21 protein-coding genes are annotated in these 21957 nt (G+C 61.8%); 10 read left to right on the plus strand and 11 right to left on the minus strand.

From position 1 onward, the window contains the following. Nucleotides 1-23 precede the first annotated feature (23 nt). From ggt (NKH29_RS19980) to NKH29_RS20015, 8 genes are all read right to left on the minus strand, one after another. A complete protein-coding gene (ggt, locus tag NKH29_RS19980; protein WP_352716937.1) occupies nucleotides 24-1616 on the minus strand; it encodes a gamma-glutamyltransferase in 1593 nt (530 codons plus the stop codon). 21 nt (nucleotides 1617-1637) lie between these two features. Continuing rightward, nucleotides 1638-2357, minus strand: coding sequence for an ABC transporter permease (locus tag NKH29_RS19985; protein ID WP_352716986.1), 720 nt, complete (start codon nucleotides 2355-2357; stop codon nucleotides 1638-1640). Next, nucleotides 2354-3067, minus strand: coding sequence for an ABC transporter permease (locus tag NKH29_RS19990; RefSeq protein WP_023719453.1), 714 nt, complete (start codon nucleotides 3065-3067; stop codon nucleotides 2354-2356). Before NKH29_RS19990 ends, NKH29_RS19985 begins: the two co-directional genes overlap by 4 nt. Before the next feature lie 69 nt (nucleotides 3068-3136). Then, nucleotides 3137-3982, minus strand: coding sequence for a transporter substrate-binding domain-containing protein (locus tag NKH29_RS19995; RefSeq protein ID WP_023719454.1), 846 nt, complete (start codon nucleotides 3980-3982; stop codon nucleotides 3137-3139). An 86-nt stretch (nucleotides 3983-4068) separates the two neighbouring features. Beyond that, the gene (locus tag NKH29_RS20000) at nucleotides 4069-4740 is read right to left on the minus strand and encodes a GntR family transcriptional regulator (RefSeq protein WP_023719455.1); all 672 of its coding nucleotides are present in this window, start codon (nucleotides 4738-4740) and stop codon (nucleotides 4069-4071) included. 511 nt (nucleotides 4741-5251) lie between these two features. Further along, the gene (locus tag NKH29_RS20005; RefSeq protein ID WP_352885291.1) at nucleotides 5252-5668 is read right to left on the minus strand and encodes a VanZ family protein; all 417 of its coding nucleotides are present in this window, start codon (nucleotides 5666-5668) and stop codon (nucleotides 5252-5254) included. A gap of 732 nt (nucleotides 5669-6400) precedes the next feature. Beyond that, nucleotides 6401-6559, minus strand: coding sequence for a hypothetical protein (locus NKH29_RS32680; protein ID WP_502911289.1), 159 nt, complete (start codon nucleotides 6557-6559; stop codon nucleotides 6401-6403). A 211-nt stretch (nucleotides 6560-6770) separates the two neighbouring features. Further along, nucleotides 6771-6962, minus strand: coding sequence for a DUF3606 domain-containing protein (locus NKH29_RS20015; protein ID WP_023719459.1), 192 nt, complete (start codon nucleotides 6960-6962; stop codon nucleotides 6771-6773). A gap of 424 nt (nucleotides 6963-7386) precedes the next feature. On the opposite strand from NKH29_RS20015, the gene NKH29_RS20020 reads away from it, so the two are divergent. The 3 genes from NKH29_RS20020 (at nucleotide 7387) to NKH29_RS20030 (ending at nucleotide 8790) form a co-directional block, all read left to right on the plus strand. Beyond that, nucleotides 7387-7686: a DUF1236 domain-containing protein gene (locus NKH29_RS20020; RefSeq protein ID WP_023719460.1), complete on the plus strand. Its 300-nt coding sequence runs from the start codon at nucleotides 7387-7389 to the stop codon at nucleotides 7684-7686. 133 nt (nucleotides 7687-7819) lie between these two features. Next, nucleotides 7820-8269 (plus strand): hypothetical protein, encoded by a 450-nt coding sequence (locus NKH29_RS20025; protein ID WP_352848045.1) that lies wholly within the window; start codon nucleotides 7820-7822, stop codon nucleotides 8267-8269. Nucleotides 8270-8445: 176 nt separating this feature from the next. Beyond that, entirely contained in the window at nucleotides 8446-8790 is a 345-nt protein-coding gene (locus NKH29_RS20030) for a hypothetical protein (protein WP_198030499.1), read from the plus strand. A 68-nt stretch (nucleotides 8791-8858) separates the two neighbouring features. On the opposite strand, the gene ggt (NKH29_RS20035) is transcribed toward NKH29_RS20030, so the two are convergent. The 3 genes from ggt (NKH29_RS20035) to NKH29_RS20045 all read right to left on the minus strand — a co-directional run bounded on the left by ggt (NKH29_RS20035) (nucleotide 8859) and on the right by NKH29_RS20045 (nucleotide 14594). Next, complete coding sequence (ggt, locus tag NKH29_RS20035) at nucleotides 8859-10589, minus strand: gamma-glutamyltransferase (protein ID WP_353000443.1); 1731 nt, start codon at nucleotides 10587-10589, stop codon at nucleotides 8859-8861. 436 nt (nucleotides 10590-11025) lie between these two features. Beyond that, nucleotides 11026-12318, minus strand: a complete 1293-nt coding sequence (rhaI, locus tag NKH29_RS20040) for an L-rhamnose catabolism isomerase (RefSeq protein ID WP_023719463.1) — start codon at nucleotides 12316-12318, stop codon at nucleotides 11026-11028. Between the two features lie 173 nt (nucleotides 12319-12491). Then, nucleotides 12492-14594, minus strand: a complete 2103-nt coding sequence (locus tag NKH29_RS20045; protein ID WP_023719464.1) for a bifunctional rhamnulose-1-phosphate aldolase/short-chain dehydrogenase — start codon at nucleotides 14592-14594, stop codon at nucleotides 12492-12494. Between the two features lie 188 nt (nucleotides 14595-14782). Here NKH29_RS20045 and NKH29_RS20050 point away from each other — a divergent pair, with 188 nt between their 5' ends. The 7 genes from NKH29_RS20050 to NKH29_RS20080 all read left to right on the plus strand — a co-directional run bounded on the left by NKH29_RS20050 (nucleotide 14783) and on the right by NKH29_RS20080 (nucleotide 21923). Further along, the gene (locus NKH29_RS20050) at nucleotides 14783-15592 is read left to right on the plus strand and encodes a DeoR/GlpR family DNA-binding transcription regulator (protein WP_023719465.1); all 810 of its coding nucleotides are present in this window, start codon (nucleotides 14783-14785) and stop codon (nucleotides 15590-15592) included. 54 nt (nucleotides 15593-15646) lie between these two features. Beyond that, entirely contained in the window at nucleotides 15647-16642 is a 996-nt protein-coding gene (gene rhaS / locus NKH29_RS20055; RefSeq protein ID WP_023719466.1) for a rhamnose ABC transporter substrate-binding protein, read from the plus strand. A gap of 83 nt (nucleotides 16643-16725) precedes the next feature. Next, a complete protein-coding gene (locus NKH29_RS20060) occupies nucleotides 16726-18267 on the plus strand; it encodes a sugar ABC transporter ATP-binding protein (RefSeq protein ID WP_352682873.1) in 1542 nt (513 codons plus the stop codon). Next, nucleotides 18264-19241: an ABC transporter permease gene (locus NKH29_RS20065; RefSeq protein ID WP_353000446.1), complete on the plus strand. Its 978-nt coding sequence runs from the start codon at nucleotides 18264-18266 to the stop codon at nucleotides 19239-19241. Before NKH29_RS20060 ends, NKH29_RS20065 begins: the two co-directional genes overlap by 4 nt. Next, nucleotides 19238-20239 carry an ABC transporter permease gene (locus NKH29_RS20070; RefSeq protein ID WP_023719469.1) on the plus strand — a complete coding sequence of 334 codons (1002 nt, stop codon included), beginning with the start codon at nucleotides 19238-19240 and terminating at the stop codon, nucleotides 20237-20239. The genes NKH29_RS20065 and NKH29_RS20070 overlap by 4 nt, the downstream gene beginning before the upstream one ends. Continuing rightward, on the plus strand, nucleotides 20239-20556 hold the full coding sequence (gene rhaM / locus NKH29_RS20075; RefSeq protein WP_352482465.1) for an L-rhamnose mutarotase: 318 nt from the start codon (nucleotides 20239-20241) through the stop codon (nucleotides 20554-20556). The genes NKH29_RS20070 and rhaM overlap by 1 nt, the downstream gene beginning before the upstream one ends. Then, nucleotides 20553-21923, plus strand: coding sequence for an FGGY-family carbohydrate kinase (locus NKH29_RS20080; RefSeq protein WP_353000448.1), 1371 nt, complete (start codon nucleotides 20553-20555; stop codon nucleotides 21921-21923). Before rhaM ends, NKH29_RS20080 begins: the two co-directional genes overlap by 4 nt. The last annotated feature ends 34 nt before the right edge of the window (nucleotides 21924-21957 follow it).

Here is a 21957-nt window from a genome sequence, read left to right on the forward strand (position 1 = left end):
ATTCCGCTCCGGCCACAACCGCTCTAAAGACCGAGGGCGCAGCCGTCCTTGCGCGGTTCAGAACCGCCCAGCAGCGTCCCGTTTGCCCAATCGATGCGGATGGCCTGCGCACCGCCGATCGGGTCCGTCGCAGGGATAATTTCGAAACCGCGCCGGCTAAGTTCAGCTACGGTTTCGCGAGCGAGCCCGTGTTCGGCCTGGACCTTCATCGTGCCGCTGACGGGGGCGACCCGCGGCAGATCGATCGCCTCCTGCAGGTCCATCCCGAAGTCGAGCACCTTCGTCAGCAGGTGCGCGTGGCCCATTGCCTGGTAGTAGCCACCCATAACGCCGAAAGGCATCTCTGCCCGGCCGCCTCTCGCAAGCATCCCGGGTATGATGGTATGCAGAGGTCGCTTGTTCGGTGCCACTGCATTGGGGTGCCTGGGGTCAAGCGAAAAGCTTTGCCCGCGATTGTGCAAGACGACACCGGAGCGTGGCGAGACCAGGCCCGAGCCAAAGCTGTCGAAGACCGAGTTGATGAAACTGACCGCATTGCGATCCTTGTCGACAACGGAAATATAGACCGTGTCGCTGTGCAGCGGCATATCGAACGCCGGCAGGTCCGCGCGGGCGCGCTTTAGGTCAATCATGCCGGCCAGACGATCGGCCCAAGCATTCGACAACATATCGGCCACCGGGACCTCGGACGCATCAGGATCGGCGACGAGCAGGTCACGCGCGGCGTAAGCGAGGCGTGTCGCTTCGATTTCCAGGTGAAGCCGGTCCGCGGATTGCGGGTCGCCGTTGGCTTCGAAGCGCGAGAGGATGTTTAGAATCAGCAACGCGATCACACCCTGGCCATTCGGCGGACATTCGAACACATCGCAGCCTCGAAACGCCGTGCTGATCGGGGTCACGTACTCGCCTGTTGCCGAGGCGAAATCTTCGAGTGTGTGCAATCCGCCGAGCCCACGAAGATAGGCGACCATGTCTTCGGCCACAGGGCCAGCGTAGAAAGCCTCTCGTCCTTTTCTTGCGATCAGCCGCAGCGTTGCAGCCAACTCAGGCTGGCGATGCACTTGGCCAACGCTTGGCGCGCGACCGTTTGGCAGGAAAATCCGTTTCGCAGTAACATCGGAGGCCAGAAGTTCTTCCTCCAACGCCCAGTCACGATGGACCCGCGGTGAAATGGCGTAGCCTTCCTCGGCGAAGCGTATAGCAGGGGCCAGGATTTGATCGAAGGGCATGTGCCCGTGATCAGCGTGCAATCTGGTCCAGGCATCGATCGCTCCCGGGATGGTGACGGAGCCAGGAGAATTGCGAGCTACCTCCGCCATGCCACGTTCGAGGAACCAGTCAATTGTGAGGACGGCGGGTGTCCTGCCCGATCCGTTGTAGGCGATGACCTCGCCGGATCCGTTTCGCGACAGAAGAGCGAAGCAATCGCCTCCAATGCCTGTCGAGGCTGGTTCGACGACACATTGCACCGCGCAGGCTGCGATGGCGGCATCCATGGCGTTGCCGCCGGTCGCCATGATCTCCACCGCCGTCAGGGTCGCCGACGGATGAGAGGTGGCGGCCATGGCCTCGCGTGAAACGACGACCGAGCGCGTTGGTTTCTCAAAATTTCGCATGCTACGCCCTTCTGATCGTGCTCAAGAGGCGGCGTCCCTCATCGTCGAGGGGCGGTGCCGCAGATGCCGCGACATCCAGTATTCGAGTGCCGCCAAGGCACGGATGATCGCGAAATTCAAAGTGAGATAAATGGCGCCCGCGCAGATGAAGACTTCAAAGGCGCGGTAAGTCTGGGAGATCAATCCCTGGGCAATTCCAGTCACCTCCATCAAGGTCACGATGGAGGCCAGAGACGTGCCCTTGATCATCAGGATGATTTCGTTGCCGTAACTCGGCAGAGCCTGGCGAAAGGCCAGCGGCAGGATAACATGCCGATAGGTCAGACAGGTGGACAGGCCGACAGACCGGGCCGCCTCGACAAGGCCGCGCGGCACCGATTGAATCGCGCCGCGGAGGATTTCACTGCCATAGGCGGTGGTGTTGAGTGTCAGCGCGATGATTGCGCACCAGTAGGGTTCGCGGAAAACGGCCCATAATCCAATTGCCGACAGTTGGTGCCGGAACTGACCAAGGCCATAATATGTCAGAAAAATCTGCACCAGCAGGGGCGTGCCCCTGAACACGGCAACGAAGCCACGGATCGGCAAAACGACGAAGGGCGATTCCGATTGCTGGGCAAGCGCCAATGTGACGGCAAGGACGAAGCCGGCAACAATGGAAGTCAGGGCCAATTCTATCGTAAGCGGCAGGCCGGCGAGGAGCTTCGGCAGGATTTCGAGGAAAAAACTGAAATCTATCATGCCGACCGGACGCGCCACGGCGCCTTTCGTTCCAGACGGTAAAAGGCATGGCCCGTGACGGAAGCGATAGCCAGATAGAGCAAGGCTGCAGCAATGTAGAAGATGAATGGTTCACGGGTCGAACCTGCAGCGATCTGTGCCTGGCGCATCAGTTCAACGAGGCCGATTACCGATATCAGCGACGAGTCCTTCAGAACCAACTGCCACACGTTGCCGAGACCTGGCAGCGCGTAGCTCAGGAGCTGGGGAAAAATAACCTGTCGCAGCCGCTGCAGCCGGTTGAGACCAAGCGCGCAAGCGGCATCGTGCTGTCCTTGGTCGATGGCGAGGTAGGCCCCTCGATAGACCTCGGCTTGATAGGCGCCCGAGATGATTGCGATGGCCAAGGTTCCAGTGGCAAAGGCCGGAACGCCGACGAATCCGGACCCGCCCAGGCTATGACCAAGCGAGGTCAGGGCGACACTTCCTCCATAGTAAAGCAGATAAATGGTCAGAAGGTCGGGCACGCCTCGGAAAACCGTGCAATAGCCAAGGGCCAAGAACCTCAATACCTTGGAGTTGCGGAGACGGCCGGCCGCTGCCAGCCCACCGAATACAGCGCCAAGCGCAAAGCCCAGCACAGACAGAAGCACTGTAACCGAGGCCGCCATGAGAAGAGCAGCCCCCCAACCTCCGTGCTGGAAACCAAGTAGCCGGAATGCGTCAACCATCGATACCCCCGGCAGGGCGAACGGCTCAGCTCCGGAACGGGTCAGGAATGGCCGTTCGCCGACAAGCGCCTACTTGACTGGAGTGACGTCGCTCTTGAGCCATTTAAGCGACAGGGTTTTGATCGTGCCATCGGCGATCGCGGCGTCGATGGCCCCGTTGAGCATATCTTTCAGCTTGATGTCCTCTTTGCGGATACCGGCACCGGAGCCAAGACCGAAGAGCCCCCCGACAAATCCCGGCCCGGCAAGCGTATAGTCGCTGAACTCCGGTTTGCCCAGCGTGGCGGCCAGCGCTGTCTGCTGTGCGAAGAGCGCGTCGATGCGACCCGCGGCAAGATCGAGATCGTGTTGCTCGGTGGTCTTGTATTCGCGAATCTCAGCGACGTCCGAGAAGTATTTTTTCACAAATTCCAGGTTCGCCGTTGCGGCCTGAACTCCAATGATCTTTCCCTTCAGCAATGGCTTGAGCTTGTCGATTGCCGCCTGCGCAGAGGCTTCATTCTCCAGCTTGAACCGCTCGTTGGAAATGCCGACCTTGCCCAGTTCGCTATCCTTTGCGACCGCGAAACCTGAGGGATCCACCGCATATGGCTGGGTAAAGTCAATGATCTTCAGACGTTTTTCAGTGATGAACATGCTCGCCATGATCACGTCGAACTTGCCGACGGTCAGCGCGGGGATCATGCCGTCCCAGTCCTGTGCGACGATCTTGCACTCGATCTTCATTCGCCCGCACAAATCATTGGCGAGATCGACTTCGAAGCCGTCCAGTTTGCCGTCGGCTGTTGTGAAATTCCAGGGCGCGTAGGCTCCTTCGGTGGCAATGGTAATTGCCTTTGGTGTTTCTTGTGCGACGGCGGCCTGGACCAGGCCGAACAGGACCGACGCAATGGCTGCGATGCGGCTAATTTTCATGTCATTCTCCTCTTTTTTGCCGGTATGGCAGTTCCCTTTCGTCGTGCCGGATTATCTTCCGGCTTCAACGAGTTAGATGGCGTTTTCTAGCGGCGGCCGGGACTTGCGAAGTTGGCCAGAAGGGGCGCTGTCTCGACGATATGATCCCGCATGACGATCTCTGCCTTGCCGGCATCACCTGACCGCAACACCTCAATCAGGATCTCGTGCTCGGCGCGCGCGCTGGCGGGCTTGTCGACATAGTCGAACCAGATGCGCAGGTAGGGTTCGATCACGACGTGCAGGCTGGCAATCTGCCGGACCAGCTTGGGTCGGTTGCTCAGTTGGCAAATCTGCAAATGGAAGGCCTGATGGCGCACGACCCAGTCGCTGCTGCCGGTCTGGCTGGCGCGCTCCATGCGGTCGAGCTGGCGTTCCAGTTCTTCAAGCACTTCGACATCGATGTGCGGCATGGCAAGCCTCACCGCCAACCCTTCGAGCACCGAGCGCATTTCAAAGGTTTCGTAAATCTCATCGAGGGTAAGCCCGGCGACGATGCAGCCACGGTTCGGGCGAATGACCACAAGACCTTCCGCGGCCAGCTGGCGGAACGCTTCGCGAACCGGCATGCGGCTCATGCCGATTTCCGTCGCGATCTCTTCCGGGATAAGCCGGTCCCCGGCGCGGTAGCGCCCCATCCTCAAGGCACGCTGAATGTGGCGATAAGCCTCCTCCTCGGCGGTCGTGATGCCCAGCGGCTCGATTGCGTCTGCTGCCATGTCCTTGGTCCAATCAGAGCGTATCTGTGTATCCACTTATCCAGTTGTCGCGACCTGTGTCAAGCACCGAAGCTTGTGCGCGTTAGAATTTCTCTTGTGAGAATAAACACTTGGGGGGAAAATGGGGCAAGCACACCGTCATCAGCTAAGCCGCTGATCGGCCGCTTTCAACGTCCGGCAAAAAGGCCCGCCGCTCCATTTGCGAAGCGGCGAGGCCCCATATTCGGGGACGATCGCCGGAGTGTTCCCCGGCATTGCTTACAGCGCAATTCAGGTGCCAGAATTATTGACCCAAAACGGGTCACCGCATCGGAGGCGAGAAGGCGGACCTTCCGCGATCACGCTACTGCCGCGCTTTGCCATTGCTGCTACATTACTTTGCGGCGGACCTGATTTTTCCGCCTGGCCGGCGTCCGTCAGGCAACTTACCCCAACGCGCCCCCCCAAGTGACGCCGGCCATTTTCCCCATATTGCAGCACGGGCGCGCCGATTCCGTTATGCGCTTTCGAGCTATGGCAATCCGCCGGCGAGCCGCTTTGTCCAGCCTGCAATTGTCAGCCCGAAGGCCATTCCGGCGCAGTCGGCCACCCAGTCGAATAGATCCGGGTGGCGCCCTATCAGCTGCACGGCCTGAAGGCCCTCGATCGCCGCGCCCGTGAGCACGAGGAGGACGATCAGCTTCGCCTTGTGTTCCGGCCAGCCGAGACTTCCGAGAGCCGCCAGCACGACGAAGGCGGCGGCGTGATTGAGCTTGTCGTGACCAAACGTGAAAGCCAGGCCAAGACCCTGCAGGAGCTGCTCCGGCAAAAGGGCAAACAGCAGAACGCCGGCAAACGCGGCGGGAAAAGCAATCCTTGCCACGATCTGATAAGAATCCAGGCGCAACAAGGGTGAAATGGCCTTTCGTCCGAAATCTGCAGGGAACACCGCTGGCCGCTGAATCGAGAGCGAACGCGGCGTCCAATTTCCGCCGTCCGGGCGTCCGGTGCATCGTCAGAATGAATGAATGCTTCGGGTCAGCCGCTGCACAGGCCGGGCTCGTGGCAAGTGGTCTGCAATGGTGTGGCTTCCGCGATCACGCAATTACCCGCCGCGCCAACGCAGCTACTATCTGGCTGCGGCGGACCTGATTTCCGCTTGGCCGGCGCTGCATCAGGCACCTTACCCCACGCCTCACGAAGCAGCGCCGGCCATCTCTCCCAGCTAAAGCGCGTCGCGTTCGACCGGCCTCATGCGACGCGCTTAAGGTTCTTGTCTTGATGCATGTCGTTATCGCAAAACCGCTTCACACTTTTGCGCGACATGCATTGGATTTCCACCGGTTGCGCGATGGCCCGGCCCGCATCAAAAAGCCCGCCGCCCTGTCGGACGACGGGCTCCGTTGCCTGGGCGCCAGGGCGCCGCGGTAGCGACTTCTGCTACTTATGCTCCCGCAGGTTTCCAATATGCTGCCACCGCATGGCGTTGCGCATCGGCTAAACAAACGAAGCCCGCGCCTCTGGCGGAGGGCGCGGGCCGACCGGGTTGCACCCCGATCTGCAGCAGAAACCCGGGAGGTTCCCGCTGCTTAAGATAACAATTAGAGACTTCTAATGTTCCCTTGGGCAAGATGCCGGCTGCTCCAGAAATCTCATGGTCGGCACGACAACGATCGGGCCGTCAACTCATGCGCATGTTGATCTGGAAAATCCGTTCGTCGAAATGCCGCGTTTCGACGGCAAAGGTCAAAGCCACTTCAAGCACCAGACCGTCATGGTCGTTCCGGACCTTGACTGTGATCCTACGGTGAGGAAGGCCATCCCTGGCCATCTCGCCCAATGTGCGAAGGGCTTCTTTCCTGACCAGCGGGAAATCGTCACATGACGTCCCTGATCGTCGGAATAGACGATTCCGTCTTCATCGGAATCGAAGAAATAAAGGGGCATTGGCTTGGCCGAAGCAGCGGCATCCGGGCACGTTGTCGATAGCTGACCGGAATTCTCGGCAGATCGTGATCAGTGCCTTTCCAACCGCCGGCTCCGCCGCCGTCTCACTTGCGCTCGCGCAATGCTTTCACCGCTTGCGAGAGGATCATCCGGTCGCCACCGGTCCTTTTGATCAGCTTGCTCACCTGGCTGGGCGAGACACCATTTTCCCGCGCGAAATATTCGACCTCATAATACTCATCCGCCGACACGCGGTTGCGGTCGCTGAAGTCTCGCTTGCTCTTGTCATCGGCCATTTCTCTTCTCCTCGTCTCTTCTCCTCGCCTCAGGGTCAACTTTGGTCAGAAGCACGCTGCAATTGAGGGTTCGCCCGCCACAAAAGTGACGCGCGAACCCTATCGGCGCAGGAAGGGACAGGGCTGCGCAGATGCCAGGTTCGATCGGAATGGAAACAGCCAAGATCGGTGCGAGCAACCGTCGACATTTTCCAAAGAATCCTCCCGGAACGTGCAGCCAGCAACGAGTTTGAGCGGCGGCGGTTCCGGGCTTCGCGACAAACCTACCCTTTGCCCGCGAGGATCAGACTTAGGTCCTGCGGCAACACGTCGATTGGTCCCCGCCGGGTGGGACCGAAGCCCCGTCGACGGAACGTTTTCAGCTGGCTTCCGTTCGAATGAGCCTTGGCGCGAAGAGCGGACCGAGTTCGCAAAGGAGACGACCATGAGAATGCATCTTTCCACCGCGGCGGCGGGACTTTTGCTGCTGGCAGGCGTCGGCGCCGCTGCGGCGCAAGACGTTGTCATCGAACCGCAGCAGGAAACCGTCATCAGGGAGTATGTGAAAAAGCAGCCGCTGGCCTCGGTGAAAATCCCTGGGGTGGAGCTCAACATCGGCTCGACGCTCCCCGACACCGTCGAGCTTCATGAGGTCCCGAACGTCAAATATCGTTATGTCGTCATTGACAACCGCACCGTTGTCGTCGACCCAGGCACGCGCAAGGTCATCAAGGTCATCGAGTGACGTGAAAACTCGGGCAGCCGTCGCCCGTCGCTCGGAAATGAGCGGCGGGTGACGTCTGCGTTAGGCGGTTCCTCGGCGCTCAGCTGGAACCCGCCTTACCGTCGAGGGCCGGGGGGCCTCACAGGCAGTTTCAATGCGAACAATCAGCAGACTTTTCGATTCCCATGACCAGGCGGCGCGTGCCGTCGAAACGCTTCAGGCAGCAGGAATTGCTCGCCAGAAGATCAGCGTCATCGGACCCTACGATGATGAAATCGGCGCCGTCTTGCGCGATCCAGGTACGGGTGCCGTCCTTGGTGCGGCAGCCGGTTTGTTGGCCGGCCTCGGCGCCTTTGATATGCCCGGCATCGATCCCCTCGGCGCGGGATGGCTGGCATCGGCCCTCGTCGGTGCAGTCTTGGGCGGCGTTGCCGGCAGACTTTTCGCGACATTGTCCCGTATCGGCAAGCAGCCGGGCCAGCCGGATGCCGCACAAGGTGTGATCCTGGTGCTGGCGCATGTCGATGAAAGACAGGCCGACACCGCACAGGCGGTGCTTGGAGCTTCCGTTCAGGCGACGCAGTCTTTGGCCAGGGCGGCTTGAAGATCAAGCTCGGGCAAAGCACTTTGATCAGACCGAGCAGCAGGGCGATCAAAGCACGCACCCAAAAATCTCTGGCAAGCCGCCGCCAGAAAGTGTTGAACACCGTGCCGATCACATTCGGCGAGCGGTTGCGCTCGGCGAGGCTTGATGATTTGCTGTCGGTTTGCGGAGAACGAATGATGCATGAGCCTGTCGGTCAAGACGAATATGGGTCGACCAGCCCGTTCGATCCGGACGATCTGTCGAGGTTGAACGCGATCGGCCCGAGCGCCGGCAGCAACGATTTCGAAAAATACGCGGTAGCCGTGATCATCGTATTCGGCGCCCTGATCATCGGCGGCCTGATGGCCGCCGGCTTGAGCTTCGGGCGCCGCAGCACCTTCTTTTTCGCGCTTGGCGGCGCCACCGCGGCATGGATATCCGGCAACGCGCTCCTGCTCGATCGGCCGCGCATCTACGCCCTGTTCGTCGGCGTCGCGGCGTTGATGCTGATTGCGTCGACCATCGCGCTGGTCACCTGAAGCAAGGCGAATCTTCCTATTGACCGTGACCTTATCCGAAAACCGGTTCCGCCTTTTGAGACCATGGTCTAATACCCGATAGCCTCACCGGATGCGGCGCGGCTGTCGATGGCGCCGTTGTAGCGGGCGCCGCCGCCCTTCTCGATTTCCGCCAGGCTCTTGCCGCCGACCAGGATGCCGGCCGCCTGGCCCCAATTCGCCTCGGCGAGATCGAGATGGTAGCCCATGCCGGTAAGCAGCTTTTCGGTATCCGGCGACAGGCCGAAGGGTTCGATATAGACCGTGTCGGGTAACCATTGGTGGTGGATGCGCGGCGCGTCGATCGCTTCCTGGATGTTCATGCCGTGATCGATGACGTTGACGATCGCCTCCAGCGTGATGGTGATGATGCGTGAACCGCCAGGGCTGCCGATGACCATGAACGGCTTGCCGTCTTTGGCGAGGATGGTCGGGCTCATCGACGACAGCGGCGTCTTTTTCGGCGCGATCGCATTCGCCTCGCCCTGGACGAGGCCGTAGAGATTGGGCACGCCGGGTTTCTGGGTGAAGTCGTCCATCTCGTTGTTGAGCAGGATGCCGGTGCCGTCGGCGACGACGCCGGCGCCGAAAGAGCCGTTCAGCGTGTAGGTTACCGCGACGGCGTTGCCGTCATTGTCGATGATCGAATAATGCGTCGTCTCGTTGCTCTCGCCAAAGCCCTTCGGCATCAATTCCTGCGACACGCCGGCCCGGAACGGATCGATCTTTTCGCGGATTTCCCTGGCGTAATTCTTGTCGAGCAGTTTTGCGACCGGATTGTCGACGAAGCCGGGATCGCCGAGCGCCGAATTCCGGTCGACATAGGCGTGGCGCATCGCCTCGACCATGACGTGAACCGTCTCGGCCGAACCAGCGCCGAGATAGGACAGCGGGTAGAACTCAAGCACGTTGAGGATCTCGCAGATGATGACGCCGCCGGAGCTCGGCGGCGGCGAGGACGTGATCTCGTAGCCGCGATAATTGCAGGTCGCCGGCTTGAGCTCGCGCACCGCGTAGTTTTCGAAATCCGCCTTGGCCAGAATGCCGCCCTTCTCGCCGCTCGCCTTGACGATGGCGTCGGCGATCGCGCCTTTGTAGAAGGCATCCGCACCGCGTTCGGAAATGGCGGCAAGCGAAGCCGCGAGATCGGGCTGAACGAGGCGCTCGCCGACGGTGTAAGGCTTGCCGTCCGGCTTGAGGAAAACGACCGCCGCCGCTCGGTCCCTCGCCAACCGCTCCGCACCGCCCTGGAGCGAGGCCGCATCGCCCTGCTCCAGTACGAAGCCTTCTTTGGCAAAGCGGATGGCCGGCGCCAGCAAGTCCTGCCGCGTCAGCGTGCCGTATTTCTCCCGCGCCATCTCGAAGCCGGCGACCGAACCCGGCACGCCGACGGCCAGATAGCCGTCGAGACTGGCGCCCTTTACCGGCTTGCCGTCCTTGTCGAGATACATGGTTTTGGTTGCGGCGAGCGGCGCGCGCTCGCGGAAATCGAGGAAGGTCGAGCGGCCGTCCTTGAAGCGGATGGTCATGAAGCCGCCACCGCCGATATTGCCGGCGGTCGGATAGACCACGGCCAGCGCATAGCCGACGGCGACCGCGGCATCGACGGCATTGCCGCCCTTCTTCAGCACCTCGACGCCGACTTCAGACGCAAGATGCTGGGCGGTCACCACCATGCCGTGCTCGCCCTTCGCCGGCTGTGGCGAAGCGGCGAAGGCGAGGAACGGCAAGAAGGTCAGGGTGAGGGAAAGGCTGACGGCGATTAGGGTTCGGCGGTGCATGGCCGTTCTCCGTGGCTTGGGGTGAGCCTAGGAAACGCGCTTGGCGCGGTTGAGTCTACTGACAATAATCGGAAGATACGGCGAGGCTTCGCGCCTCCGGCTGAGCTGCCGATCTCCCCCCTTGCGGGGAGATGGCCGGCAGGCCGGAGGGGGGTGCTGTCCCTCGGACCTCTCCAGCAATGCGCGGGCACATCCTCTGGCTATTTTGCAGGTTGCACGGTTCGACGTTGGAGATCCTTCCCACCCCCCTCTGTCCTGCCGGACATCTCCCCCGCAAGGGGGGAGATCGGATTTCGCCTTTGGTTTTCGCCAACATTCAACGCTGGCGAGCAACTTTGTTCTTGCTTTGTGCCGGCAGCTATGCTACTAATCTATCTATGGTGCTGAATCGCACCGCGACCCGCCTCTGGCGGGTTTTTCATTTTTCACCCCGACATCAAACAATCCCGCCGCCGACGCTCGCCACCGCCGGCCGTTCGGCTGCGACCTTCGCCCGGTAGCCGGCGGCGCGGTAGGCTGCGACCGGATCGATGGCGCCGCCGGTCTTTAGTCGTGCCATGGCGAGGATCGGCTCGACATCGGTGCGATAGGCTATCTTCAGCGTCTGCGTTGCCATCAGCGCATCATTGGCGTCCTGGAAGCCTTCGAGCGCCTTGCGATCGACCAGCAGCGCCTGGGCATAGGCGCGCTGCACTTCAACCGCCGACAGCATCAGGCTTTCGATCGGATCGGTGACGTTGTGGCTCTGGTCGAGCATGTGGGCCGGATCGAACCCTTCGGCACCGGAAAGCTCGGCATCGACCAGTTCGTTGAAGACCAGGAACAGCCGGTAGGGATCGATCGAGCCGGCGTCGAGGTCGTCGTCGCCATATTTCGAATCGTTGAAATGGAAGCCGCCGAGCTTCTTGAACTGGATCAGCCGCGACACGATCATCTCGATGTTGACGTTGGGGGCGTGATGGCCGAGGTCGACCAGGCAGAACGCCTTGTCGCCAAGCTCTTTGGCGATGATGTAGTTGGTGCCCCAATCCTGCACGACGGTCGAATAAAAGGCCGGCTCGTACATCTTGTGCTCGGTGAACAGCTTCCAGTCGTCCGGCAGTCCGGCATAAATCTCCTTCATCGCGTCGAGATAACGCTCGAACGCCTTGGCGAAATTAACCTGGCCGGGAAAATTCGAGCCGTCGCCGATCCACACCGTCAGCGCTTTCGAGCCCAGCGTCCTGCCGATCTCGATGCATTCGAGATTATGCTCGACCGCCTGCCGGCGTGTTGCGGCATCGGCATGCGACAACGAGCCGAACTTATACGAAAGTTTTTGGTCCCTGGCGTCGGAGAAGGTATTGGAGTTGATGGCGTCGAAGCCGAGGCCGAAGCGGGATGCCGCCTGCTTCAGCCGGTTCGGATCGGCCTTGTCCCACGGAATATGCAGCGAGACGGTCGGCGTCGCCTGCGTCAGCTGGCGGATGACGGCGCAGTCCTCGATCTTGTCGAAAATGTCGCGCGGCTCGCCAGCGCCGGGAAAGCGGGCAAAGCGGGTGCCGCCGGTGCCGACGCCCCAGGACGGGATGGCGACGGCGAATTTCTCGACCTTGTCGCGGATCGCATCGATGGCGATGCCGCGGCGGTCGAGGCGCTCGCCGAGGGACTCGTAGTCGCGCTTGAGGTCGGCATTGCGCGCGGCATTGTGCCTGTCGACGAGGTCGGCGGAGATGATGGTTTCGGACATGGTGGTTTCCTCCCAATTTGCGTTGGTCGGCGCTGCCCCTCACCCTTACCCCTCTCCCCGTAAAGAACGGGGAGATCACCGGCGTTGGAGCGCTTCCCTTCTCGGCGTCACTATTACGGGGAGAAGGTGCCGGCAGGCGGATGAGGGGCAGCGCAATCCTCAAAGACGGTCGCTTATCGCGTAAAACTCTGCGCGTTGCCGGCATCGACGTTGATGATGTTGCCGGTCGATTTTGCCGACATGTCGGAGGCGAAAAAATAGATCGCTTCGGCGATGTCCTCGGGGAATACCGACCGCTTCAGCATCGAGCGCGAGCGGTAATGCTCTTCGAGATCGTCGGTCGACATCTTGTAAGCGGCGGCGCGCTGTTCCTTCCATTCGCCGGTCCAGATCTTCGAGCCGCGCAGCACGGCGTCGGGATTGACGACATTGACCCTGATCTGGGCTTCCGCGCCTTCCAGCGCCAGGCAGCGCGCCAGATGGATCTCGGCAGCCTTGGCCGTGCAGTAGGCGGCGGCGTTTGGCGATGCGGCAAGGCCGTTCTTAGAGGCGACGAAGACGACGTTGCCGCCGATCTTTTGCGTCCGAAACAGCCGGAACGCCTCCCGCGAAACCAGGAAATATCCCGTCGACAAGATGTCCATGTTCTTGTTCCACAGCGCCAGCGTGGTGTCCTCGATCGGCGCCGAGGAGGCCAGGCCAGCGTTGGACACCAGGATGTCGATGCCGCCGAACTCGACCGCTGTCTCGGCAAAGCCGGAGATCACCTGATCCTCGGACGTGACGTTGATGACGACGGGCCGCACGAAATCCTTGCCGTAGGCCTTGGCAAGCTCGTCATTGGCGCTGGCAAGGGCTGCCTCGTCGATATCGGCCAGCACGACGCAGGCGCCTTCGCGCAGCAGCCGGTTGGCGGTGGCGCGGCCAATGCCGCCGGCGCCGCCGGTGACCAGCGCGATTTGGCCGGCAAGAGCTTTCGGTTTCGGCAGGCGCTGCAGCTTTGCCTCTTCGAGCAGCCAGTATTCGATATCGAAGGCTTCCTGGTCGGGCAGCCCGACATAGGTCGACACCGTCGAGGCGCCGCGCATGACGTTGATGGCGTTGACGTAGAATTCGCCCGATATACGCGCCGTCGCCTTGTCGCCGGCGAAGGTGAACATGCCGACACCGGGCATCAGATAGACCACGGCGTTCGGATCGCGCACCGGTGGCGAATCCGCGTGCTTGCAGCGGTCATAATAGGCCTGATAGCCGACGCGATACTCCGCCACATCGTCGACAAGACGGGCAATGACGGCATCGACATCGGGATTCCTGGGATCGAACTCGATGACCAGCGGCCGGATCTTGGTGCGCAGGAAGTGGTCCGGGCAGGATGTGCCGAGTGCCGCCAACGGCCGCAAATCCCTGGAATTGACGAATTCGAGCACCGCAGGAGAATCGTCGAAATGGCCGAGCTTGTGGCTTTTCTCCGAGATCAGGCCGCGGATCCTCGGCATCAGTTTTGCAGCCACAGCGCGACGCGCCGGTGCATCGAGCGATTTGACGATTTCGCCGCCGAAGATCGGCTTGCCCTGGCTCTTGCGCTCGAACCAGTCGATCGCCTGGTTGATCACCGAAATCGTCGTCTCGTAGCATTCCTTCGGCGTGTCGCCCCAGCTGAACAGGCCATGGCTTGCCAGCACGACACCCTTGGCCTCGGGGTTCTCGAGGCAGAATTTCTCCAGCCACAGGCCGAGTTCGAAGCCCGGGCGCTTCCATGGCAGCCAGCCGATCGTGTCGCCGAATATCTCCTTGGTCAGCGCCTGCGAATCCTTGGCGGCGGCAATAGCGATGATGGCGTCGGGGTGCATGTGGTCGACATAAGGCTTCGGCACGAAGGCATGCAGCGGTGTGTCGATCGAGGCCGCGCGCGGGTTGAGGTTGAAAGTGCAGTGGGGCAAATAGCCGACCATCTCGTCTTCATGTTCGAGGCCACGATAGAGACCTTTCAGCGCGCGCAATTTGTCCATGTAGAGCGTGGCGAAGCCGTCGAGTTTGATCGAGGCGCTGTCGCCGCCCGAGCCCTTGACCCACAGCACTTCCACGCTCTGCCCAGTGAGCGGATCGTTTTGCCAGATCTTGGAGGAGGTGTTGCCGCCGCCATAATTGGTGACGCGCTTGTCGGAGCCAAGAACATTCGAGCGATAGACCAGACGTTCGGGCTCGCTCATCGCTTGCGCTTTTGCGTCATCCCAAAGATTGGCGAGGCGCGTGCCGGAGCGCTTGTCGAGCATAGGTAATCCTCCCTTTGGGACACGCAAACGGCGCGGGTCCCTTTTGTGCGAATTTCTACGCAAGCGGCTGTCTTGTCAATCACAAACGATCAATATCAATCATATTGCACTGCACAATGAAATTATCTGATCGGAAATGATTGACACTGCGCGCTTTGGGTGCCTAGATGCTCAAGCAGGGAGGAACCATGCACGAGAAAGAGCGCCACAGGATCATTCTGTCCGCCGTCCAGGAAAAGCCTGTGGTGACGGTGCAGGAGATGGTCGACCTGACGGAGTCGTCGGAGGCGACGATCCGGCGCGACATCGCGGCATTGCATGTGCAAAAGCGGCTGCGCCGAGTGCGCGGCGGCGCCGAGGCGCTCTCGCCTCCGCAGTTCATCGGCCTTGCCGGCCGGCCGTTTTCCGTCAACGAGACGATCAACGCTTCGCAGAAGCGGGCGATCGCACGAGAGGCCGTGGAACTCTGCAAGGACGGCGAGCCGATCATCATCAATGGCGGCACCACCACGTTCCAGATGGTGCATTTCCTGAGCGGCCGCCGCATGCCGATCTTCACCAATTCCTTTCCGATCGCCGAGCACCTGCTCAGGCATTCCAAGAACACGGTGATGCTGTCGGGCGGCACCATCTACCGCGAGCAGAACATCATCCTGTCGCCCTTCGACAATGACGTGACGCGCAATTTCTACGCGCGCCGCATGTTCATGGGCGCGCAGGGACTGGGGCCGCTGGGTCTTATGGAAGGCGACCCGCTGCTGATCCAGGCCGAGCAGAAGCTTATCGACCAGGCGGACGAATTGGTGGTGCTGGTCGACTCCTCGAAATTCCGCAAGCGCTCGAGCCTGATCCTGTGCGGCCTGTCGCGCATCGCCACGGTGATCACCGACGACGGCATCGAGGATCGCGAAGCCAAGATGCTGGAGACCGCCGGCGTGACGCTGATCGTCGCCCGCACAACGCTAGGCAATAAGGAAGAATCTTCGCTGCAGGCCTGAGAAAACTCACGCCCGCAGCGGCGATGGAATGCAACGCTCAAGGGAGGATATTCGATGAGCTTTCTGAAGAAACTGATGGTTACGGCGGCGTTTTCCGCCGCCATGTTCGTGAATGCCGCCTATGCCGAAAACGTCAAGATCGCGCTGGTGGTGAAGTCGCTCGGCAACGGCTTCTTCGACGCCGCCAACAAGGGCGCCGAAGAGGCGGCCAAGGAACTCGGCGACGTCGAGATCATCTACACCGGCCCGACCAAGGCGACCGCCGAAGCGCAGATCGAAGTGGTCAATTCGCTGATCGCCCAGAAGGTCAACGCCATCGCCATTTCGGCCAATGACGCCGACGCGCTGGTTCCGGCGCTGAAGAAGGCGATGGAACGCGGCATCACCGTCATCTCGTGGGATTCAGGCGTCGCGCCGGAAGGCCGCCAGCTTCACCTCAACCCTTCCGACACCAACCTGATCGGCGAGACCATCATCAAGCTTGCCGCCGACTACCTGCCGGAAGGCGGCGATGTCGCCATCCTGTCGGCTTCGTCCACCGCGACCAACCAGAACGCCTGGATCGACGCGGCCAAGAAGGTGCTGCCGGAGAAGTTCCCCAAGATCAAGCTCGTCGCCACCGTCTATGGCGACGACGACTCGGCCAAGAGCACGGACGAGGCCAAGGGCTTGCTGAAGTCCTACCCGAACCTCAAGGCGATCATCGCACCGACCACGGTCGGCGTCGTTGCCGCCGCGCAGGTGGTGACCGATGAAGGCCTGATCGGCAAGGTCAACGTCACCGGCCTGGCGCTGCCGTCGGAGTTCAAGAAGTTCATCGACAACGGCGCCAGCCAAGCGGTTGCGCTGTGGAACCCGATCGACCTCGGCTATTCGGCCGTCTACCTCGCCCACGACCTGGCGGTGAAGAAGGAAGAGGCGAAGCCCGGTGCTACGCTGTCGATCGGCCGCGTCGGCAAGGTCACGCTCGACGACACCAACTCGGCTGCGATGGCTCCGCCCTTCCAGTTCGACAAGTCGAACATCGAAAAGTTCTCCAAGATCTATTGATCCTGGAGCCTTCGAACTGGTGCGGCGGGACCGTGGCCCCGCCGCGGCCTCAACCGGACCTAGTTTCAGGGCTTGATACGATTATGGACACGACAGCCCAACACGAAGTGGCGAAGGAAGCGCCTTTGTCTCCCGGGCCGCGGCTGACGCTGTCCGGCATCTCGAAAAGCTTTCCCGGCGTGCGCGCGCTGCACGATGTCAGCCTGTCGCTCTATCCCGGCCAGGTGACCGCGCTGATCGGCGAGAACGGCGCCGGCAAGTCGACGCTGGTCAAGATCATGACCGGCATCTATCAGCCCGATTCAGGCACAATCAACATCGACGGCCAGCCCGTCGCTTTGCCCAGCGCCCATGCCGCCTTCGGGCATGGCATCACCGCCATCCATCAGGAAACCGTGCTGTTCGACGATCTGACGGTGGCCGAAAACATCTTCCTCGGCCATGCGCCGCGCACCCGCTTCAAGACCATCGACTGGCGCACCATGCGCAAGAATGCCCGCGAGGTGCTGGACACGATGGGCGCCGGCCATATCGACGCCGATGCCAGGCTGAAGGATCTCGGCATCGCCAACAAGCATCTCGTCGCCGTTGCCCGCGCCATGTCGATCGACGCGCGGATCGTCATCATGGACGAGCCGACGGCAGCACTTTCGATGAAGGAGATCGAAGAGCTTTTCCTGCTGATCGAATTCCTCAAGAGCGACGGCAAGGCGATCCTGTTCATCAGCCACAAATTCGATGAGATCTACCGCATCGCCGACCGCTATACCGTGTTCCGTGACGGCGAGATGGTTGGCGAAGGCCTGATCAAGGATGCCGGCCAGAGCCAGATCGTGCGCATGATGGTCGGCCGCGCGGTCGACCATATCTTTCCGCAGCGCAAGGCCGAGATCGGCGCGCCGGTGCTGGCCGTCTCCGGCCTGTCGCATCCGACCGAGTTCGATGATATCGGCTTCGAGCTGCACAGGGGCGAGATCCTCGGCTTCTACGGTCTTGTCGGCGCCGGGCGCAGCGAGGTGATGCAGGCGATATCAGGCATCACCCGCACCAGCGGCGGCACGATCACGCTGGAAGGCAAAGCGATCGCGCCGAAATCGGCGGCGGATTCGATCGATGCCGGCATCGTCTATGTGCCGGAGGAACGCGGCAAGCAAGGCGTGGTGATCGGCCTGCCTATCTTCCAGAATGTCTCGCTGCCTTCGCTCAAGCGAACCTCCAAATCCGGCATATTGCGGGTGGCGGAAGAGTTTGCGCTAGCCCGCTCCTACACAGAGCGGCTCGACCTGCGCGCCTCCTCGCTCAGCCAGGACGTCGGCACGCTGTCGGGCGGCAACCAGCAGAAGATCGTCATCGCCAAATGGCTGGCGACCGCGCCCAAGGTGATCATACTGGACGAGCCGACCAAGGGCATCGACATCGGCTCGAAGGCCGCCGTGCACGGCTTCATGGCCGAGCTCGTCGCGCAAGGCCTGTCGGTTATCATGGTGTCGTCCGAACTGCCGGAAATTCTCGGCATGTCCGACCGTGTCGTCGTTATGCGCGAGGGCCGCATTGCCGCGGTCTACGACAATAAGGGGCTCGACGCCGAAACGCTGGTCAGGACGGCAGCGGGGATCGCGGCATGAAGGCTCTTCTCAAATACCGCGAAGTCTGGCTGCTGGCGGCAATCGCCGTGCTGATCGGGCTGATCTCGATGCGTTTTCCGGGCTTTGCCGCTCCCGGCAATGTGCGCCAGGTGTTCAACGACACGTCGATCCTGATGATCCTGGCGCTCGGCCAGATGGTGGTTATCCTGACCCGCTCGATCGACCTGTCGATGGCAGCCAATCTCTGCTTCACCGGCATGGTGGTGGCGATGCTGAACGCCGCGCATCCGGCAATCCCGATCCCGCTGCTGATCGTCATCGCACTTCTGGTCGGCCTGGTGCTCGGCGCCATCAATGGCCTGTTGGTGTGGCGGCTGAACATTCCCTCGATCGTGGTAACGCTCGGCACTCTCACCACCTACCGCGGCGCCACCTTCGTTATTTCAGGCGGCGCCTGGGTCAACGCCGACCAGATGAGCCCCGATTTCATCGGCCTGCAGCGCGCGGCGTTCCTCGGCATTCCGGTGCTGTCATGGATTGCCCTGCTGGTCATCGCCTTGTTCTTCCTTGTGATGACGCGCACCGCGCTCGGCCGCTCGATCTACGCCATCGGCGTCAACCCGACGGCATCGGTCTATGCCGGCATCGACGTCGGCCGGACGAAATTCATCGTCTTCTGCATTTCGGGGATGATCGGCGGCCTCTGCGGCTATCTCTGGATTTCGCGCTACGTCATCGCCTCGGTCGAGGTCGCCAATGGCTACGAGCTCAACATCATCGCCGCCTGCGTCATTGGCGGCATCTCGATCGCCGGCGGCATCGGCTCGGTCGGCGGCGCGGTGCTCGGCGCGCTGTTCCTCGGTATCATCTCCAACGCGCTGCCGGTCATCAACATCTCGCCCTTCTGGCAAATGGCGATTTCGGGCAGCGCCATTATCCTGGCCGTGGTGCTCAACGCGCGCGGCGAGCGCCGGCAAGGCCGCATCATCCTCAAGAAAGCGGAAGCGGCATGACCGATACCCCTGCCCCGCGCCATATTCCGAACCGACTCGACAAGCCGTTCACTTCGGCGATCTTCTCCTGGGAGGCGCTGCTGGTCGTCGTGGCGGTCGCTATCTTTGCCATCAACAGTTTTGCCTCGCCCTATTTCCTCGACGCGTGGTCGTTGTCGGACCTGACGTTCAACTTCACGGAAAAGGCACTGATCGCGCTGGCCATGGCGCTGCTGATCATCTCCGGCGAGATCGACCTGTCGGTCGCGGCGATCATCGCGCTGGCCTCGACGATGATGGGCATGGCGGTGCAGGCTGGCGCCGGGACGCCTGCCCTTGTGGCGATCGGCATCGTCGTCGGGCTCGGCTGCGGCGCCTTCAACGGGCTGCTCGTCACCAGGCTGGGGCTGCCGTCGATCGTCGTCACCATCGGCACGATGAGCCTGTTTCGCGGCGTTGCCTTCATCATCCTCGGCGACCAGGCCTACAAGGGCTATCCCGCGAGCTTCGCCTTCTTCGGCCAAGGTTATGTCTGGTGGGTGGTGTCGTTCGAACTGACGCTCTTCCTCGTCGCGGCCGTCGTCTACTGGTTCCTTCTGCACCGGACGAGCTTCGGCCGCCGGGTCTTTGCCATCGGCAACAACCCGGTTGCGGCGCAGTTTTCCGGCGTGCGTGTCGGCCGTATCAAATTCATCCTGTTTTGCCTGACCGGCCTGATGGCAGGCATCGCCTCGGTGCTGATCACCTCGCGGCTCGGCTCGACCCGGCCGTCGATCGCGCAGGGCTATGAGCTCGAAGTCATCACCATGGTGGTGCTCGGCGGCGTCAGCATTCTCGGCGGCGCCGGCAGCATTCTGGGCGTCGTGCTGGCGGCCTTCATCATGGGGCTGGTAACTTTTGGCCTTGGCCTGCTCAACGTGCCGGGGATCGTCATGTCGATCTTCATCGGCCTGCTGCTGATCATCGTCATCGCACTGCCGATCCTGTGGCGGCGCGTACGGCGGGAGCGCTTTGCCTGATGCCCGAAAAATATGCGTTCAAGATGAAGCTCAATCCCGGCATGAAGGCCGAATACAAGAGGCGCCACGACGACATCTGGCCGTCACTCGTCGCGTTGCTAAAACAGGCTGGTATCTCCGATTACTCGATCCATCTCGACGAGGAGACCAACACCTTGTTCGGCGTGCTGTGGCGCCGTGACGACCATGGCATGGACGAATTGCCTAAGCATCCGGCGATGCAGCGCTGGTGGGCCGAGATGGCAGACATCATGGAAACCAAGCCGAACAACGAGCCGGTGGCGGTGCCGCTGGAAACAATGTTCCATATGGAATGACCCGCCACGTCGCCGTCATCGATATCGGCAAGACCAACGCCAAGGTGGCGCTGGTCGATCTCGCCGCAGCAAGCGAAGTGGCGCTGCGCAGGATGGTGAACGAGCCGGTTCGGCAACGCCCGTATCCGCATCACGACGTCGAGCGGTTATGGGCGTTCATCCTCGGCAGCCTGGCCGAGATCGATCGCGAGCAGCGCATCGACGCGATATCGATCACCACCCATGGCGCAACGGCGGTGCTGGCCGACGCATCAAGCGAACTGGCGCTGCCGGTGCTCGATTACGAGTTCGACGGTCCGGATGCCTTCGCCAAGGACTACGACGCGATCCGTCCGGCATTCTCCGAGACCGGCTCGCCGCGACTGCCGGCCGGCCTCAATCTCGGCGCGCAGTTGTTCTGGCAGCAGAAGCGCTTTCCAGCGGATTTCGCCAGGGCCGCCGCGATGCTGATGTATCCGCAATACTGGGCCTTGCGCCTGACCGGCGTCGCCGCCAGCGAGGTAACTTCGCTCGGCTGCCACACCGATCTGTGGAACCCGTGGAGAGCCGATTTTTCGTCATTGGTCGACAAAATGGAATGGCGGCGCCTGATGGCGCCCGTGCGGCCGGCGAAGGATTGGCTCGGGCCGATCCTGCCCGCCCTTGCCCAGCAAACCGGGCTCGACCCGCAAACGCCGGTGTTTTGCGGCCTGCACGATTCCAACGCCTCGCTGCTGCCGCATCTCCTGTCCGACAAGCCGCCTTTCTCCGTCGTCTCAACCGGCACCTGGGTGGTGTCGATGGCGGTTGGCGGCAGCAAGGTCACGCTCGATCCGGCCCGCGACACGCTGGTCAATGTCAACGCGCTCGGCGATCCCGTGCCTTCGGCGCGCTTCATGGGCGGCCGCGAGTTCTCCGTGCTGACGGAAGGCCAATCGGAGGATTGGACCGAAGACGATGTCGCCGCGGTGCTGGCGCGCAAGGCATCACTGCTGCCTTCGACCCAACAAGGCTCGGGGCCATTCCCGCATCATACCGCATCATGGCTTAACGCGGACGGCATCAACAATGGCCAGCGCTTTGTCGCCATCTCGTTCTACCTGGCGCTGATGACCGCGACGAGCCTCGATCTGATCGGCGCCGACGGTCCCACCATCGTCGAGGGGCCCTTTGCCCGCAAACGGCTGTTCACCCGCATGCTGGCGGCGGCGACGGCGCGGGCCGTGATTGCCTCCGAGGCCGCAACAGGCACCAGCATCGGCGCCGCCTTGCTGGCGTCGGACCAGGGGACACCGCAAGGCAGAGGCGAAAGGACCGAACCGTCGGCCGATCCACTCTGGACAAGTTACGTGCGCTCCTGGCGTTCGGCAGTCGACGAACGAGCCTGACCGCCGAGCTCATGGCGCCCTGCGGTCAGGCCGT

Source organism: Mesorhizobium sp. M1295, from assembly GCF_040318135.1.
In the GTDB taxonomy this organism is placed as follows: domain Bacteria; phylum Pseudomonadota; class Alphaproteobacteria; order Rhizobiales; family Rhizobiaceae; genus Mesorhizobium.